Raw genomic sequence first — 15,977 nt, forward strand, 5'->3', positions numbered from 1 at the left:
TTCGATTGGTAATGGTTTCATTACTGCTACTGCTATACTTATTTTAAGTGTACTCTATTTACCTGCAATCTGCTGTATGTTACATGACCCGACGCAAGGAGAAGCAGTAATGATTTTACCTGCATCTATTCAAGGGAAATGGAAACTACTGGCAACAGCCTTGATTTTTCCTCTGACACTAATTGGTGTTGGCATTCAGCAACAACCGCTTCAAGCACAACAAAATCCATCTAAGAGTAATGTTGCTGCATTGCCAGATGGTATTTACCTGTACGGAGATTCGCCACAGCCCAACCAAGTTCTTCAAAACTATATTGTGTTTCAACGCCAGAACGATCGGGTCGTCGGTGCAATCTACGCGCCGCGATCGGACTTTGCGTGCTTCACTGGTAAAATCCAGGGAAATACACTTTACGGGAAGGCAATCTCAGCCGGAAAGATTCAAACAGTTGAAATCAATACTCAGCTAACCAATCTGCATTCTATTCGCACAATTAGCTCAAACGATCGGCGCATTCTTTCAACCTGCCAAGAAACTGCGCAAGCTAACATATCCAGGTAACTCTTTTACTTAGCTCAAATGCTGCATGAGGCGGGCGGTGCGTTACACTGCGTTAACGCACCCTACGAATTGAAAATTTATGGTTATCAGGATCTGCCTGGTAATACAGCGTATTCCAGGTTTATGAAGTAGGGACACGGCAATGCCGTCTCCCTACGGTGGGGATAGATCGATCTAGGATGTCCTTCATAAATGTGGAATATGCTGTAAATATCTAGAGGCTATGCCTCGATTGAAAAATAGTACAAAAGATGAGTTTTGACCGCCGGCTTAATGGCCCTGAAAAAAATCCGTTTTATTGACTTATTCTCAGGAATAGGCGGCATGAGATTAGCGTTTGAATCCGCCGCTGTTCCTTGAATCTGGAAACAGAATGTCTCTTAAGCAGCGAAATCAATCCCGACGCTCAGTTAGTTTACCAGTACAAGGTAGGCGACTAATTGACTATCGCGGTGGCAATTCTATTCATTCTTAGGAACTGGGTTTGGGAGGCGAGTGCAGTTTAGACAGAATTGAGTTGATGAAGAGTTTTATATGGAAAAGGCGAAATAAAGAATTTGGGCATGACTCAGATGGCAAGCTATTAACTAAAGAGCAAATAGCTACTTTTTTTGCTCATCCCAATCTCGATAAAATTCTGGATTCCTTGGTAACAAAAAAGTACCTGCAAGGGAACATCGCAATTCTCCTTTTGGGAAACTCCTTTTAATATAACCTTAAGTAATGTGCGCCATCAGCACCCTACTTTTGAGCGGGCAGGATGCCCGCACCACAAGAAACGAAACAGCTTTACGATTAAGTCAGGTGGGCAATGCCCACCCTACGAATTAATCCAATTAGCTTTGGGCTACAGGTTCCTTAGCCAAAAACTTCTCTAATTCCGTCAAAGCATCGGCATCAACCTTAGTCTGCATCGGACAGAACTTAGGCCCGCACATCGAACAGAATTCAGCAGTTTTGTAGATATCTGCTGGCAAAGTTTCGTCGTGATATTCCTTTGCCCGTTCTGGATCTAATGACAGCTCAAATTGACGGTTCCAATCGAAATTGTAACGCGCTTTCGAGAGTTCATCATCGCGATCGCGCGCACCCGGACGACCCCGTGCAATATCCGCAGCGTGAGCCGCGATTTTGTAAGCAATCAGCCCGTTTCGGACATCCTCAGCATTCGGCAATCCTAAGTGTTCCTTCGGCGTCACGTAACACAGCATTGCAGTACCGTACCAACCAGCCATCGCCGCCCCAATTGCTGAGGTAATGTGGTCGTACCCAGGCGCAATATCTGTCACCAACGGCCCCAAAACATAGAAGGGTGCTTCGGAACATTCCTCCATTTGTTTTTTGACATTAAACTCAATTTGATCCATCGGAACGTGACCAGGCCCTTCCACCATTACCTGCACGTCGTGTTCCCAAGCTTTGCGAGTTAATTGTCCCAAAGTTTTGAGTTCAGCTAATTGAGCATCATCCGACGCATCGTGAGTGCAACCGGGGCGCAAAGAATCTCCCAAACTAAACGAAACATCGTATTTTTTGAAGATTTCAATGATGTCATTAAAGTGAGTGTAGAGGGGATTTTGTTTGTGGTGGTGCAGCATCCACCGCGCCAAAATACCGCCGCCCCGAGAGACAATCCCAGTCAGCCGATTTTTCACCAACGGCAAATGCTCGATCAGAATTCCGGCGTGAATTGTTTGGTAATCAACACCTTGTTGAGCGTGTTTGTCAATGATGTGAAGAAAGTCATTGGGGGTCAGACTTTCCATATTACCGTGAACGCTTTCTAGTGCTTGGTAAATTGGTACAGTACCGATCGGCACCGGTGAAGCTTTGATAATTGTAGTGCGAATTTCATCCAAATTGCCGCCGCCGGTGGACAAGTCCATCACCGTATCAGCGCCGTATTTCACTGCTAGTTTAAGCTTGTCAACTTCTTCTTCCATATTGGAAGAGTTGGGAGATGCACCGATATTAGCATTGACTTTGCATTTAGAGGCAATACCGATCGCCATCGGTTCCAAATTCGTGTGATTGATATTAGCCGGAATAATCATCCGTCCCCGCGCTACTTCGGCGCGGATCAGTTCTGGCGGGAGATTTTCTCGCTTAGCAACAAAGTGCATTTCCTCAGTAATTACACCTTGGCGGGCGTAGTGCATTTGAGATACATTGGTGTGCCCCTGACGCTTAGCGATCCATTCGGTACGCATATTTAATTTCCTTGATAAACAGCTTCCCTCCGCTGGTATTACCCAGACTCAGGTTCTAAGGGTGTTTTCTCAGCCCGGATATTCGGGCACCCCTAGCTAAGCTGTTGATTGTATCACCGATTTCTGTGCGCCACGGCAGCAACTAAGGAAATCTTAATATTGAGAGATAGATGAGGGGAGCGATCGGTCTATAATATCTAATAACTCAGGCAGAAAGGAGGCTACAAGATGAATACATTTGAGTCAAACAGCGAGACATCTCCCTCAAAGCATCTAGCGGATGAGGAACAGGAAAACGATATTCAGGATAGCGGGGAAGATGATAGCGGGGAAGATGAGGAGGACATTATTCCCTCCAGATTTTCCATAGCAGTTTCTCGAATTGATTTTGATGTAGCGGGTCTAGTTAGACGCCTGGAAAGCGAAGACGTATTTATTCCAGAGTTCCAGCGTGCTTATGTCTGGAAACCAAAACAAGCATCGCGTTTTATAGAATCACTCTTGCTTGGTCTTCCAGTTCCCGGCATATTTTTAGCAAAAGAGCGAGAAACAAAAAAACTGCTGGTGATTGATGGTCAGCAAAGATTACGTAGCCTTTTATATTTCTATCAAGGCAAGTTTCTCAACAGTCGGCACTCGTTTGCTCTGAAAGGGGTTCATACAGAATTTGAGAAGGAGACATATAAATCACTGAAAGACGCATACCGACGCCAGTTAGATGACTCGGTTGTATCGGCTACAGTTGTCGAGCCACTTTATGCAAACGACGAGAGTAGTATTTACTATATTTTTGAAAGGTTGAATACCGGAGGTACTATCCTTAAACCGCAGGAAATTCGTGCTTGCATCTATCACGGCGAACTCAATGATTTGCTAGGGCAACTAAATAAAAATCTAGCGTGGCGTGAGATATTTGGTCTCCAAGACAAAAACGGGAAAGATCAAGAACTTATTTTACGATTCCTGGCTTTTTACTTCGAGGGAAACGATTATAAGCCTTCTCTAAAAGAATTTCTTAATCAATACATGAGGCAAAATAGGCACCTTGCCCGCCAATCAAAAGAACAAATAATAAACGCATTTATCCCAACGATTGAAGTGCTGCATAAAGGTCTTGGTAACAAAGCTTTTAAACCTCAAAAATTATTGATACCTACTTACTTTGAAGCTGTGATGGTAGTTACTGCCCGCAGGTTAGAAAAAGGCAAAATTAATAATATTGAACAACTGGGAGAACGCTATAAATCACTTATAGAAGATAATAATTTTAGTGGAGTAGCTCAAAAAGTACGTAATCTTACTAGCCAAGAGAATGTTATGAAGAGGTTAGAAATTACTTCCTATTATTTAGGAAATTTGGAATAGTAAGTATTGCATAAAAGTAGCGTTAATTATGATTATAGATTCCTCTGTCTCAGCTCTAACCTCTCGCTATCAATTAGCCACAAATTCTATATAAGTGCAATACAGCACTTGATTACCCACCTAATAGAACTTGCGCTGATTTGGGCTGTTAAATATATTGTAAGTTAAGATAGCAGTAGGTTTACGAGTAGCGCCCTCGCCCTAACCCAATATAAAATCAACGCTCACTTCTAAATCGGGAAAAGCCAGCGGCGCAACTTGTTGACCGCGCCAAAACTTGAGCATTAAACTATAACCGTTCGGGCCTGGCTGACGGTAGACTTCCAAACAATTTTCAACTAAATCTACCAGCCAAACTTCTTGAATGAGCGATCGAGCGTAAATGGATACTTTCACATCTCTGTCATAATCAACCGTACTATCTGAAACCTCAACTAACAGCAAAACTTCAGACGGTACTGGATGGGCTGTGGCGTAGTAGTCAGCGCGAGGTTCCAGCAATACAACATCCGGTTGAGGTTCAGTGCGCTCAGTCAACTGGATAGGGTCTTGGGCAGCTATAATCGCACGTCTTCTCTCCAAATCAGAGAACACAGCGATCAGACGCTTAACAGAACTTGCGTGACGAGTACCAATTGCAGCCATTTTAACAATCTCTCCTTCTATGAGTTCTACCCGATCGCCCTCCGAGAGAATACCCGCCTCAGTCATCAAATGATATTCTTTTACTGTAAATAACCGTTTTTGAAGCTGAACAGACATATAACTATTCTCCTTGTTTGCAGCTTCCCTAAATTTACCATAAAAAAAACCGCCCCAAACGGAGCGGCAAAAAGAGGAGCATTTTTAATGACAAACTTTAGACAAAAAGCATTTAAATGCCCGCTATCAAGTCGGTTTAAAGACTCGTCAATAACTGTAGGGGTGGTTCATCGCCAACTATTAATACAGTTAAATTTGATTGTTGTTGGAAAAGTTCCTCTCGATATACAGCCCACATATTCTCATCCCTTACTAACTTAAAAGTAAGGTGCGCTTGCCGATTACCTGACACCTATGAATTTTGAACAACGGAATTCGGCTTAACTTCAGTCTCTTTTTCCCCGGATTCATTTCCGTGTGTATCCTGCTTTAATTCTGATACAATTGCGCCTCGATCGCGCCAAGCTTCCGCATTGTCAGGTTTGATGGCGATCGCGCGATCGTAAGCTGCCATTGCTGCCTTATAGCGCTTTAATGCTGACAAAGCTGTGCCGAAGTGGTGCCAAGCATCGTAGGAGTCTGGCTTAATAGCAATCGCTTTCTCATAAGCTGCGATCGCTTCTTCATTGCGCTGCAATTTTGCCAAAGATTCGCCTTTACAAAACCAAGCTTCGTAACACTCGGAATTAAGGGTAATTGCTGATTCGTAAGAGGCAATTGCTGCTTCGTGCTGCGACAGTTTGTCGAAAGCTGCGCCTCGGTTGTGCCACACTTCAAAATCCTGCGCTTTAATTGCTATTGCTTTGTCGTAGCATTCGATCGATTCTTGATATCGCTGCATTTTTCCGAGTACAGCGGCTCTATTGTACCAAACTTCGTATTTGTCTGGCCGGATTCCCAGAGCTCGATCGTAAGAATCAATAGCATCGCTGTAGCGGAGCAGTCTCCACAGCATATTGCCTCGATTGTACCAAGTTTCGTATCTCTTCGGATTGAGTTCAAGAGCGCGATCGTAAGAATCAACTGCTGCTGCGTACTGCTCTATTTTGCCCAGCATCGCGCCTCGGTTGTGCCAAATTTCGCTGTCGGTTGCTTTGATAGCGAGGGCGCGATCGTAACTGGCGATCGCTTCTTCGTAATGCTGCAATTTAGCCAACAAAGCCGCTATACTGTGCCAACAAGCGTATTTTCGGGATTCGCTCGAACTTGCTCGCTCGTAACAGACGATCGCCTCTTCGTACTTCTGCAATTTTGCCAGCAAAGTCGCTTTATTATACCATGCTTCGTAGTGATCGGCTTTAATTAATATTGCTTGGTCGTAGCAGGCGAGAGCTTCTTCCTGGCGCTGCAATCTTATTAACACATTTCCGCGCCAATACCAACCCTCATCCAAATTCTTATTAGCTAAAATAGCTTTTTCCAAGCCGACTAATGCCTCATCATAATTGCCTTGAAAATAAAGCCCTTCGGCTTGCTTGATATAATCGTCAGCAATCAAATTTTCGTCTCTAGCAGGTGCAGTTTGCGAATTTTGGGAATTGTTTAAGGGCGGTTGAGGTGCGAGTTTGAGAGCTTCTTTGGCAACAACTGCGGGAACTTGGGAAATTTCTTGAACAATTTGAGATTTTTTCTCGTCAACTTCTGTCAACAAAACTTGCAGGTGCATGATAAATTGAGATTTGAGAGTCTCAATTTGCTCGACCGAAGATTTGGAAAGTTCAGTTTCTCTAGTTAAAAAATCAATGGATTGTTTAGCGGCACTCATTTGCGCTTCTAATTCATTCCTCAATTTTTGAGTTAGTTGGCTAGAATTTATGAGTTCTGATTCCAATACACCAATGCCCTGCAATCGTTTATTGGCATCAGCAACCAACTGTTTGATAATTAGCCGTCGCATCAGCCAAAAAAAGGCAATTGTCACTGGTGGAAAGACAGTACCAAGAATTAGTAAAATATTGAGCAGAGTTATAGTATTATTAAAACCGTATCCAGATTCAGCACTGCCAGTAGACGGGGAGATAAAAGCGAAAACCTCGCGAACTTGAGGATTGCTTTCAACACCGATTTCGATTAATTTAGCCAGCCAAGTTTCTTGTAAAGATTTTGTTAGTTCATCGCCGGATGCAGCAGGAGTATTCGCCTTGGTGTTTGCAGCAGCAGATAAATCGGGTTGAGCCGAGGCTACCAGCAAACCAGTCTGGGATTTTACAGCAATTCGCGGGGAAAATTGTTCGTGGGCGATCGTCTCAGGCGCGCTAATTGACTCAGCCCGACGGGATACGGTAGTATTCGGGGAAAATTGTTCGTGGGCGATCGTCTCAGGCTCGCTAATTGACTCAGCGGCACCCGATTCAGTATGATTTACGGCATCAACAAAGTTGCTAGCCTGCGGTGTTTGAGGAGAGATGGGAGGTGCAGCAGGATTGGCGCTAGTATTAGCAGTTAAATTGTGGGATGCGAGGGCAGCCAGAGTCAAGAGAGCTACATTTGAGACGCGCATAAACGTCAACTCATTTAGGAGAAATTGGTGCTTGGTTGTCAGCGATCGGGCGATCGACCTCATACTCTCAGCAGTTAGAATAGCTGACAGGAGGAATGCTGACTTACTATCTCCAAAATACGCGCGCAGCCTGACTTGTCAGGAAAAGTGCCAATAATTCTGAGTGTGGAACTTTTTTGAAAAAATATATTCTCGCGCCTAATCCGGTTGAATAACTCTCGGAATCATTATTAGGCTGGTAGGGCGGGGTGCACCAATCTGCACAATTAGCCAAAGATCCGGCCCAACCCGCCCTAACTGAACCGATTTTTAACTCTAAACCTTCGCTAAAATCGCTTCCGGCTGCTGACGTTGGGCCGCCACTTCCTCTAAATCAGCGCCGTAAATTTCACAGCTATTATTCGGACTTTCAATCAGTTTAATCTTGTGCAACTCCGCGCCCAATTCCCGAACGGGCGATCGCAATAATTGCCCGATCCGAACTGCAATATTCTCCGCAGTCGGCACAACCTTCTCAAAATAAGCAATATCCTTATTTAAAAAAGTGTGATCGAAAGGTTCAACAACATAATCGTCAACTGCTTTTTGCAAAGCTCCCAAATCAGCAATCATGCCAGTCCGCGCATCAATTTCTCCTTTAACCGTCACCTCTAAATGATAATTGTGACCGTGACCGTTGGGACGAGCACATTTGCCGTAAATTTCCGAGTTTTCTTCAAAGCTCAAATCGGGACGAGCCAACCGATGGGCCGCACTAAAATGAGTGGACAGAGTTAAATAAGCTTCCATTCCGTTTCCTAAATATTCAGCCCAAAGTTCGGGATGTTCAAACAATTGAATTTTGCTCAAATGTAAATGAGGGGCTAGCCGCAGCCAAATTTGCCGTGCTATGTTTTCGGTAGTTGGCAGAGTCTGCTCAAATTCCGGCCACGCTTCGTTAAGGTAGGAAAAATCGAGATCCTTGGTAACTTCCCGCTTGATGACGTGCTTGACATCAGACAGGTTGAGCACCATGCCGTACTCGTCGAGTTCGCCTATCATGGAAACGTAAAGGACGTAATTGTGTCCGTGTCCCGGTGCGCGGGCAGTTGGGCCAAACCGCTCAAAGTTCTCGGCTTCGCTCAACTCCGGTAGCCAGTACCGGTGACTCGCCGAAAACTGTGCCCGACGATTGATGATGCACTGCATAAAAGTCAAGTAGGGTAAGCTTGTTAAGTTCTGTAAAGGACTTACTTCTTAAGGATAAACTAATTTTTGCTGGAATTTTTCAATAATTTGAGGGTGCTGTAAATGAATTTCTACCAATTTTCCAGATATTGGCAACACGTCGTTGCTCGATCGAGCTGCAGGGCCGGGTTTACGGCACAATACAGATATCCGGCAGAAAATACCGCTACAAAATAGTTTTTCGCCATCAGTTACTAACCCATCACTTACCAGCCTTTGAGAAAGTGCCTGAAGCGGATCTATCCCTAAGGGAATCCACCTTTTTTGCAACACAGGGCACTCCACCGTTCGAGTTTTTCGCCTAAGCTCTGCAATAGTTAGCAGTTGGCGGTTTAGTTGCGCTCAAAACTAATTACCCACGATCGATCACCAATTACCTATTACCAAATATTAATGAATTGGATTACTGCACGAGCCGATCGCTTTTTTGAACATTTCTCGGGTGCGATGACAACCCCGCTATTCTATATCGGGAACACTCATCTGTCCATCAGTGCGATCGTCAAACTGATAGTTTTAGCTATATTTGCCTTGATTGTAGCTAAGATTATCAGCGAAGGAATCAAGCGCAGCGTGCTAGTTCGGATGGGATTGGATCGCGGCAGTCGAGAAGCAATTTCCACCATCATTAGTTATATTTTAGCAACTCTTGGCTGTATATTCGTCCTGCAAAGTGCCGGCATAAACCTCACTTCTCTCACCGTCTTAGCTGGCGTTGTCGGCATTGGTTTCGGCTTCGGCTTGCAAAATCTCGCCAGCAACTTTATCAGCGGTCTCACCCTGCTATTTGAACACCAAATTAGAGTCGGAGACTTTATTGAGATTGACCATTTATTAGGAACAGTAGAAACTATTTCCATCCGCTCCACAATTATTAAAACCATTGACGGACTGTTTGTGATTATACCAAATATTAAGTTTGTCGAAACTAACATTATTAACTGGAGTTACAGAGACCCCAGATGCCGCCTCCACATCCCCGTCGGCGTTGCTTACGGATCTGACCCAGTAATAGTTACGGAAGCGCTGTTAATTGCAGCGCGGATGGAATCGAATGTTTTGTCCCATCCTTCTCCTAAAGTATGGTTTCACGGTTTTGGAGATAACGCTTTAAATTTTGAACTTTTAGTTTGGATTGACCAGCCACAAGAAAGCGATGCAATTAAAAGTGCAGTTAATTTTTTAATAGATTACGAATTGCGCCACCGAAATATCGAAATTCCTTTTCCCCAGCGGGATTTGTGGCTGCGAAACCCCCAAGAGTTAACTAAACTTTTTTACAATAACAAAGATGATAATTCTAACGGCAAAGTTTTTCCGCATAATGCCAAACATTCAGCCGAGATAAAATCTAATCCCCCCGTTCCTGAACATAAAAATCCAGGGCCTAAATCCCCTAATAATTGGACGCTGCGAGATTTGTTGCGGCGAGTAACTTATTTTGAACAGTGTACGGATTTAGAACTGCGACAGTTAATTGAATACGGCTACCGACAACTCTTTCCAGCAGGACAGGTTGTATGTAAAGAAACTGACCCTGGCGATTCTTTTTATATTATTCTTTCGGGTACTGTAGAAGTTCTTTCTCAAAAAGCTGGTCAGTATATTGCTACGCTTCACGAGGGCGAGTTTTTTGGGGAAATATCTTTGCTGTTGGGAACTCCCAGAACGGCGACTGTAAAAACTAGCGAAGATGCAATTTTGTTTGTGGTGGAACGCCACGACTTGCAAAAACTTTTAAGAGAACAACCGAATTTAGCAGATCAGATTGCTCAAAAATTGTCGGAACGCCAGCAAGCTTTGAGAGATTTGGGATTGTTAGATGGCGACTCTCTGGGACAAACTCCTTTTCTTAAAATTCGCAAGCGAATTCAAGTTCTTTTTGGAATTTGATACGGGAAGGAAGTTCGGCAACGCGCAGTGAATCGGGATTTAATGGATTTAACGGATGGATTTTGAGGGGATTGGGAATTGGTAATTGGACAATTCTCTTACTCTCCCCTCTGCTTAACTAACTAACTTTTAATTTTTAATTCATCCTGTGCTTCCCGCCGCAGTCTAGCGGCAATTCTAAACAGTTCTTGGCCGGTGTGCAAGTGGCGATCGTCATAATTGAGGGTAAATAAATGCAATTCTTCTATGCCGTCTCCGACTTGATTGATACAGTAGTAGAGATGGGCCGCAACTCCGGCTACATTAGAGGGATTGGGCATGGATGTAAGAAAGTTATGAGCTTTTTTGAGAAACTCGCGGCTGGTTTCGATATAAAGTTGAAACTTTTCTATCAGTTCGTCATCAAACGGATCTGCGGACAATTCGTCTATTTCTTTTTTAAGTGGCTTCAAGATGCTGTTGAGCATTCTATTGACGGGTTTGTATACTTTAATCAGCCACTGTTCCATTTGTTCGTCGGCGTCCCGTGCTGTTTGTGTTTGCTGGCGGCTGACGTTTGGTGCGGCTGGTGATTGCTGTTCGCTGGGGTCGGAAATTTGGCGATCGTAAGATTGTCTGTGCTGGGCATCTCCTAATATTTCATAGGCTGCATTGAGGCGGACAATCTCTTCGTGATCGGCTTTGGAACTGTGGCTGTCTGGATGAAATATTTTGACTAAACGGCGGTATGCTTGTTTAATCTCGGCTTGTGTTGCGGTTGGGCTAATCTTTAGGGTTTTGTAGTGATTGGTAACGGAAGACACGCTGTTATTTCCTTGAAATCTGGATAATCTGCGAAAAAGTGCTTGACAAAAATATCATTATTTGCTAATTTATTAGGTATTTATATGATATAAATGTCAAAAATTGTAAGTAAAAAACGTCTGTTTTCAAATTATCATAAATCTATTTTAGAAAAACATTGATGCTTTTGAAGTGGCAAGCCGATCGACATTTGGGACTCATATAGCACTCCTTCCACCAATTGTTAGCTCCTTCTCTTCTTCTCTCTTCCTTCACCACAAGAGCGCTTAGCGCCCGCTTCGCTAACGCGCCGAAAGCAGTTCAAAAAAAGCGACTTCAGAAATTCGGCATCATTCGCGATCGAGGCAGCTACAATCTATCGCAATTCTTTAAGTAAGGTAAAAACAAAAGCCAAGCAGGGCGTACACTGTACGCCCTGCTCTGTGTTTCTGCCACTTGGGTCGGAGGCTGACTTAGTTGAGGGCAATCGCCAGATTGAGTTCTGGATCTTGGAACAAGGGAGTGCTGAGATAGCGTTCGCCGAAGCTAGGCTGAATCATCACAATCAATTTCCCTGCATTTTCGGGACGCTTGCCGACTTTCACCGCCGCACACAGTGCCGCACCGCTGGAAATACCTGACAAAAGTCCTTCTTCTCTGGCCAAGCGGCGGCCGTAGGCGATCGCCTCATCATCCGTAACAACTATAATTTCGTCGATCGAATCCACATTCAGCACCGGCGGCACAAAACCAGCACCGATACCTTGAATTTTGTGAGGCCCTGGCTTTCCGCCCGACAGTATCTGACTGTTGGCCGGCTCAACGGCGATCGCCTTAAACTCGGGTTTCCGCGACTTAATCACCTCTGCGACACCCGTAATCGTACCGCCCGTGCCGACTCCCGAAATCAGGAAATCAACCTCGCCGTCTGTATCTTCCCAAATTTCCTCAGCCGTTGTCGAACGGTGAACCTGCGGGTTCGCTGGATTCCGAAACTGCTGCAACATATACGCATTGGGAGTTTTGTCCACAATCTCTTGAGCGCGGCGGATGCAGCCGCTCATGCCCTCAATTCCCGGAGTCAGTTCTAGTTGGGCCCCGTAAGCTCGCAGCATCGATCGGCGTTCCGTGCTCATTGTATCCGGCATGGTCAAAATCAACTGGTAGCCCTTAGCCGCCGCCACCATTGCCAGAGCAATTCCGGTATTGCCAGAAGTCGGTTCCACTAAAACCGTTTTGCCTGGAGTAATCAGCCCTTCGGCCTCGGCTTGATTGACCATACTGACACCGATGCGGTCTTTCACCGATGCTGCCGGATTCATGCCTTCGAGTTTTACGACAATCCGAGCCAAGCAGCCTTCAGCTTGGGGAATGCGGTTTAGTTGCACCAGGGGCGTCCGCCCTACCAATTCTGTAATGTCGCCAGCAATACGCATAATCTTTGTCAGTTTGTGGTTGAAAGTAAATGTTAATTCCTAGTTGGCAATATTAACTAGATGTAATACATGATATCGAGCTGCCGTCTGCCATTGCGCTTTTCGCAAAGATCCTGTAGCGTATATTTTTGCAAAACTGAGTTGGCAATCGATCGGGCTTCTTGCCAAACTTCCCAAATCACAGCACTTTCTACAGTTTGAGCAGGCGAGTCTTTTTCAGCTCGATCGAACTCTGAGCCTTCGAGACAGTTGATAATTTCTAGGAGTGTAATTTTCCAGGGTTCCCTTGCCAAAATATAACCTCCCTTAGCTCCTCGCTGGCTGCGAATCAGCCCGCAGCGTCTCATGGTAGCCAGCAACTGCTCTAAATATCGATCGGGAATATTTTGCTGAGCCGCTATCTGGCGAATTTGCAGAGGCTCGCCTTCATCGTAGCAATCGGCAAGCTCCAGCAAAGCTAAGATTGCGTATTCGCTTTTACAGGAGAGTTCTACCATAATTGCTTTAAATATCAGAATTATCAACTTTGAAGTCAGATGTTAAAAGTCTCCTCAATGTTGAGTTCCCAATTCTAACTCCTAACTTTACCTTTTATTATACCCCGGTTTTCCACTGAACTTAATCGACTTTCATCACTCGATCGTTGGGACGCTCCGCACTCTCGCTTCTGTGAAACCCAGTGGCTCGTTTAGACTTCCTCTGCTTCCACGACTGTATTACCTCAATCAAGAAACCAGGTTTCTGCGTCTATGACCGCAATCTTGTTTAATTTTTAATAGATTCTCGGCGTCCAATTCGGCCTATCGACAAAAAAGCCCTGCAGCAGGCAGGGCTAAACTTAGCATCTAGAGTTGCCAGCAGAGAGGGTATGACCCGCCCTGCCTCCTCTAACCCGCTATTAGAACGTGAAAGTAGTTCTCAGAGTACCAATGATGATGTCATCATTACGGTCATCTTGATTGGGATTTGTCACCCAAATCACGCCCGGAGTAACAGAAATGTTGTCCGAGAGCTGAAACTTGTAGAACCCTTCAACGTGATACGAATCATCGTTGCGGAATCTCCGCAAATCGCTCGCAGCTTCAAGTTTATCCAAGTAAGGCTCACGACCTACCACGAACCCTAGCAAGTTGCCTTCTTTCCCTAAATCCGGCAAAGCCAAGGTGACAGCGTAGTTCCAGATTTTCGCATCGCCGATGCCGAGAATGCGGGCATTGGTTAAACCAGCCCAGCCGCCAAGGATAAACCTCGGGCTCAACCGCAACGAAGCCTGAGCACCGTAGGAGTTGCTGACCACTTTGCGAGCGCGGAAGCCCTCAAAGCCTTCGCTCAAACCGTTGAGAGAATTAGCCACGCCGGTACCAGTGAAACCGCCTAGACTGTCTGGCCCATTCCCTAAACCATTGTCAAACCCAAAGTTACCTCTGCTAAAGTAACCGTGGTTATAGTTGAAAGCAACTTGCAAGTTGCGTCCGGGGGTAAAAGTCAACTGCCCCATCGCTGTGTAGTCGCCGTTAAACAAGCCCGCGCCCTGGCTAGGATTGGCTGCATTTGATGCCAAGTAACCGAAGGACAGAGAAGTCGGGCCAAACACGCCACCCAGCAGGCCCCTGCCACCGAAGGCGTAGTCAAAGCCGATACCTGCACCGCCACCTAAGCGATAAATCGGGTTCCGCTGTCCAAAGGTGCTCAATGCCCCGTTGCCGCCGTCAAAGTCTTCAAAGTAAGGGTTGACAGTCGGCATAATGTCGTCCCAGACGACAGCGTTGGCTGCAAGGGTAACGTTCAGTCGCGGACCGACGGGGAACTTGTACAGCAAGGTGTCGAGGGCAACAACGTTGTCGGTTCTGCCGACAACATTCCAAGTTTGAGTGCCTTCGCTGGTAGCCCCAAGGTTGAAGTTGCGACCGTTACCGACTTGAAGCCTGGTCAGGAGCAAGTCTCTGCCGGTGAAGCTCGTATTTAAATTCAGACGAACCCGTTGTTGGAAGACAGCTTCGTTGTTGTCGCTACCGAGGTTTCTGTTGTCTCTGCCAAAAACGCTAATGTCGCCACCAAAGTCGTCGCTGAGGGCGAAAATTGCTTCCCCAGTCAGCTTGGTAGTGGTGGAGAATTGGTTGGCTTCGAGTTCGGCTGTCCGAGATTCCAGAGCATCGACGCGACCGCGCAGGGTTGCCAGTTCCGCTGCAAATTCTTCTTGGAGCCGTTGAAGGGCTGCCAAGTCATCTCTCGTAGCGAAGTTGCCACTGCCTGCTTGAATTAACTCGCTAACCTTGTCTAAGCAAGCATTTAAACCGGCTGCAAATTCGTAGCGGGTCATCGCCCGGTTGCCGCGGAAGGTGCCGTCGGGATACCCGGCAATACAGCCGTAGCGCTCGACTAGAGATTGCAGTGCTTGGAAAGCCCAGTCTGTGGGCCGCACGTCGGAAAGTTGGGATACTGAGGTAACTTGACCTTGAGTTTCGCCGCCGGCAGCACCTTCGCTGCTGTACTGGTTGAGCTGTTCTAATGTGGCGGCTGGGTTTTGATCTTGTGGTGCGGAAGTTTGGGCTACAGATTCAGCCGGTTTGGGCAAATTTTGTTCTGCCGACTCTGCCACTGCCGGGGCTGGAGTTTCTAATTGAACTGCACCGATTTGCTCTGGGAGAGCGGTAGCTGCCGGGGCTGGGGTTTCTAATTGAGCTGCACCGATTTGCTCTGGGAGAGCGGTAGCTGCCGGGGCTGGGGTTTCTAGTTGGGCTGCCGGGGCAGAATTTTCTACTGGTTGAGCGACTGTGGGCTCAACTGCGGCTAAAGATTCACTTGTAGCTTGTGATGCCGCTGCTTGGGGATTTGCCACTGCAGGGGCTGTGTTGGCTCCGGCGATCGCACTTTCAGTTGCAGCCGTACCCGAATCTGCAATCGCTGCCTGGGTTTCGCTGCCCGCGACGGCTTCGGAAATTTCTTCGACTGGCTCGGAGGCTGCGGTTGTTTCGGAAACAGCAGCTAAAGCATTGAGTTTCGCTTCGGAGGTTTCAGCGGTTTCAGCTTTTGCTGCAGCGGGGTTGAGCGCATCAGCAGCCTGCTGAGCGTCTGCTGCCATCGCGCTCGAAGAAACTACTAGGGTAGCTCCTAAGACTGCTGGGCTGATTAATAGGTAACTCCACAAAAATTTCGACATATTCACTCTCATCCTCACACCGATTACAGAGAAACTTTTCTAGTCTTCTATGTGGTCAGTTGTTGCTCAACTAGCATACTCTAAAAAAAGACCAAAATTTCACTTTTTCTTTTGATTCTTTCGGGTTGACCGAGTTTAT

13 protein-coding genes and 1 riboswitch are annotated in these 15,977 nt (G+C 46.0%); of the genes, 4 read left to right on the forward strand and 9 right to left on the reverse strand.

Annotation, left to right across the window (positions count from 1 at the left end):
- Window positions 1–4 precede the first annotated feature (4 nt).
- Together QUA13_RS22275 and QUA13_RS32835 are read left to right on the forward strand one after the other, a co-directional pair.
- Window positions 5–562: a hypothetical protein gene (locus QUA13_RS22275; protein WP_333202025.1), complete on the forward strand. Its 558-nt coding sequence runs from the start codon at window positions 5–7 to the stop codon at window positions 560–562.
- A gap of 273 nt (window positions 563–835) precedes the next feature.
- Window positions 836–922 carry a DNA cytosine methyltransferase gene (locus QUA13_RS32835; protein WP_445242740.1) on the forward strand — a complete coding sequence of 29 codons (87 nt, stop codon included), beginning with the start codon at window positions 836–838 and terminating at the stop codon, window positions 920–922.
- 476 nt (window positions 923–1,398) lie between these two features.
- Here the strand turns inward: QUA13_RS32835 and thiC are convergent, their stop codons facing one another.
- Window positions 1,399–2,772, reverse strand: coding sequence for a phosphomethylpyrimidine synthase ThiC (gene thiC / locus QUA13_RS22280; RefSeq protein WP_333201965.1), 1,374 nt, complete (start codon window positions 2,770–2,772; stop codon window positions 1,399–1,401).
- Window positions 2,773–2,779: 7 nt separating this feature from the next.
- A riboswitch (TPP riboswitch) is annotated at window positions 2,780–2,876 on the reverse strand.
- Window positions 2,877–3,000: 124 nt separating this feature from the next.
- On the opposite strand from thiC, the gene QUA13_RS22285 reads away from it, so the two are divergent.
- On the forward strand, window positions 3,001–4,137 hold the full coding sequence (locus QUA13_RS22285) for a DUF262 domain-containing protein (RefSeq protein WP_333201967.1): 1,137 nt from the start codon (window positions 3,001–3,003) through the stop codon (window positions 4,135–4,137).
- A 201-nt stretch (window positions 4,138–4,338) separates the two neighbouring features.
- On the opposite strand, the gene QUA13_RS22290 is transcribed toward QUA13_RS22285, so the two are convergent.
- The 4 genes from QUA13_RS22290 to QUA13_RS22305 all read right to left on the reverse strand — a co-directional run bounded on the left by QUA13_RS22290 (window position 4,339) and on the right by QUA13_RS22305 (window position 8,839).
- On the reverse strand, window positions 4,339–4,899 hold the full coding sequence (locus QUA13_RS22290) for a Uma2 family endonuclease (protein WP_333201969.1): 561 nt from the start codon (window positions 4,897–4,899) through the stop codon (window positions 4,339–4,341).
- A gap of 292 nt (window positions 4,900–5,191) precedes the next feature.
- The gene (locus QUA13_RS22295; RefSeq protein WP_333201971.1) at window positions 5,192–7,402 is read right to left on the reverse strand and encodes a tetratricopeptide repeat protein; all 2,211 of its coding nucleotides are present in this window, start codon (window positions 7,400–7,402) and stop codon (window positions 5,192–5,194) included.
- Window positions 7,403–7,654: 252 nt separating this feature from the next.
- A complete protein-coding gene (locus QUA13_RS22300) occupies window positions 7,655–8,527 on the reverse strand; it encodes a 6-carboxytetrahydropterin synthase (protein ID WP_333201973.1) in 873 nt (290 codons plus the stop codon).
- Window positions 8,528–8,575: 48 nt separating this feature from the next.
- The gene (locus tag QUA13_RS22305; RefSeq protein ID WP_333201975.1) at window positions 8,576–8,839 is read right to left on the reverse strand and encodes a hypothetical protein; all 264 of its coding nucleotides are present in this window, start codon (window positions 8,837–8,839) and stop codon (window positions 8,576–8,578) included.
- A 120-nt stretch (window positions 8,840–8,959) separates the two neighbouring features.
- Between QUA13_RS22305 and QUA13_RS22310 the strand changes: the two genes are divergently transcribed.
- Entirely contained in the window at window positions 8,960–10,459 is a 1,500-nt protein-coding gene (locus QUA13_RS22310) for a cyclic nucleotide-binding domain-containing protein (protein ID WP_333201977.1), read from the forward strand.
- Window positions 10,460–10,581: 122 nt separating this feature from the next.
- Here the strand turns inward: QUA13_RS22310 and QUA13_RS22315 are convergent, their stop codons facing one another.
- From QUA13_RS22315 to QUA13_RS22330, 4 genes are all read right to left on the reverse strand, one after another.
- Complete coding sequence (locus tag QUA13_RS22315; RefSeq protein ID WP_333201979.1) at window positions 10,582–11,262, reverse strand: J domain-containing protein; 681 nt, start codon at window positions 11,260–11,262, stop codon at window positions 10,582–10,584.
- 453 nt (window positions 11,263–11,715) lie between these two features.
- Window positions 11,716–12,678, reverse strand: coding sequence for a cysteine synthase A (gene cysK / locus QUA13_RS22320; RefSeq protein WP_333201981.1), 963 nt, complete (start codon window positions 12,676–12,678; stop codon window positions 11,716–11,718).
- A gap of 56 nt (window positions 12,679–12,734) precedes the next feature.
- Window positions 12,735–13,175, reverse strand: a complete 441-nt coding sequence (locus QUA13_RS22325; RefSeq protein ID WP_172190906.1) for an RrF2 family transcriptional regulator — start codon at window positions 13,173–13,175, stop codon at window positions 12,735–12,737.
- Window positions 13,176–13,576: 401 nt separating this feature from the next.
- Entirely contained in the window at window positions 13,577–15,838 is a 2,262-nt protein-coding gene (locus tag QUA13_RS22330) for an iron uptake porin (protein ID WP_333201984.1), read from the reverse strand.
- Window positions 15,839–15,977: the final 139 nt, after the last annotated feature.

It is taken from the genome of Microcoleus sp. S28C3 (genome assembly GCF_036700785.1).
GTDB classification, from domain to species: domain Bacteria; phylum Cyanobacteriota; class Cyanobacteriia; order Cyanobacteriales; family Microcoleaceae; genus Microcoleus; species Microcoleus asticus.

Excerpts from the sequence above, each read along its gene's own strand:
- cysK (WP_333201981.1), bottom strand. The coding sequence starts at position 12,678 with ATGCGTATTGCTGGCGACATTACAGAATTGGTAGGGCGGACGCCCCTG.
- QUA13_RS22325 (WP_172190906.1), bottom strand. The coding sequence starts at position 13,175 with ATGGTAGAACTCTCCTGTAAAAGCGAATACGCAATCTTAGCTTTGCTG.
- QUA13_RS22295 (WP_333201971.1), bottom strand. The coding sequence starts at position 7,402 with ATGAGGTCGATCGCCCGATCGCTGACAACCAAGCACCAATTTCTCCTA.
- thiC (WP_333201965.1), bottom strand. The coding sequence starts at position 2,772 with ATGCGTACCGAATGGATCGCTAAGCGTCAGGGGCACACCAATGTATCT.
- QUA13_RS22290 (WP_333201969.1), bottom strand. The coding sequence starts at position 4,899 with ATGTCTGTTCAGCTTCAAAAACGGTTATTTACAGTAAAAGAATATCAT.
- QUA13_RS22300 (WP_333201973.1), bottom strand. The coding sequence starts at position 8,527 with ATGCAGTGCATCATCAATCGTCGGGCACAGTTTTCGGCGAGTCACCGG.
- QUA13_RS32835 (WP_445242740.1), top strand. The coding sequence starts at position 836 with ATGGCCCTGAAAAAAATCCGTTTTATTGACTTATTCTCAGGAATAGGC.
- QUA13_RS22285 (WP_333201967.1), top strand. The coding sequence starts at position 3,001 with ATGAATACATTTGAGTCAAACAGCGAGACATCTCCCTCAAAGCATCTA.
- QUA13_RS22330 (WP_333201984.1), bottom strand. The coding sequence starts at position 15,838 with ATGTCGAAATTTTTGTGGAGTTACCTATTAATCAGCCCAGCAGTCTTA.
- QUA13_RS22310 (WP_333201977.1), top strand. The coding sequence starts at position 8,960 with ATGAATTGGATTACTGCACGAGCCGATCGCTTTTTTGAACATTTCTCG.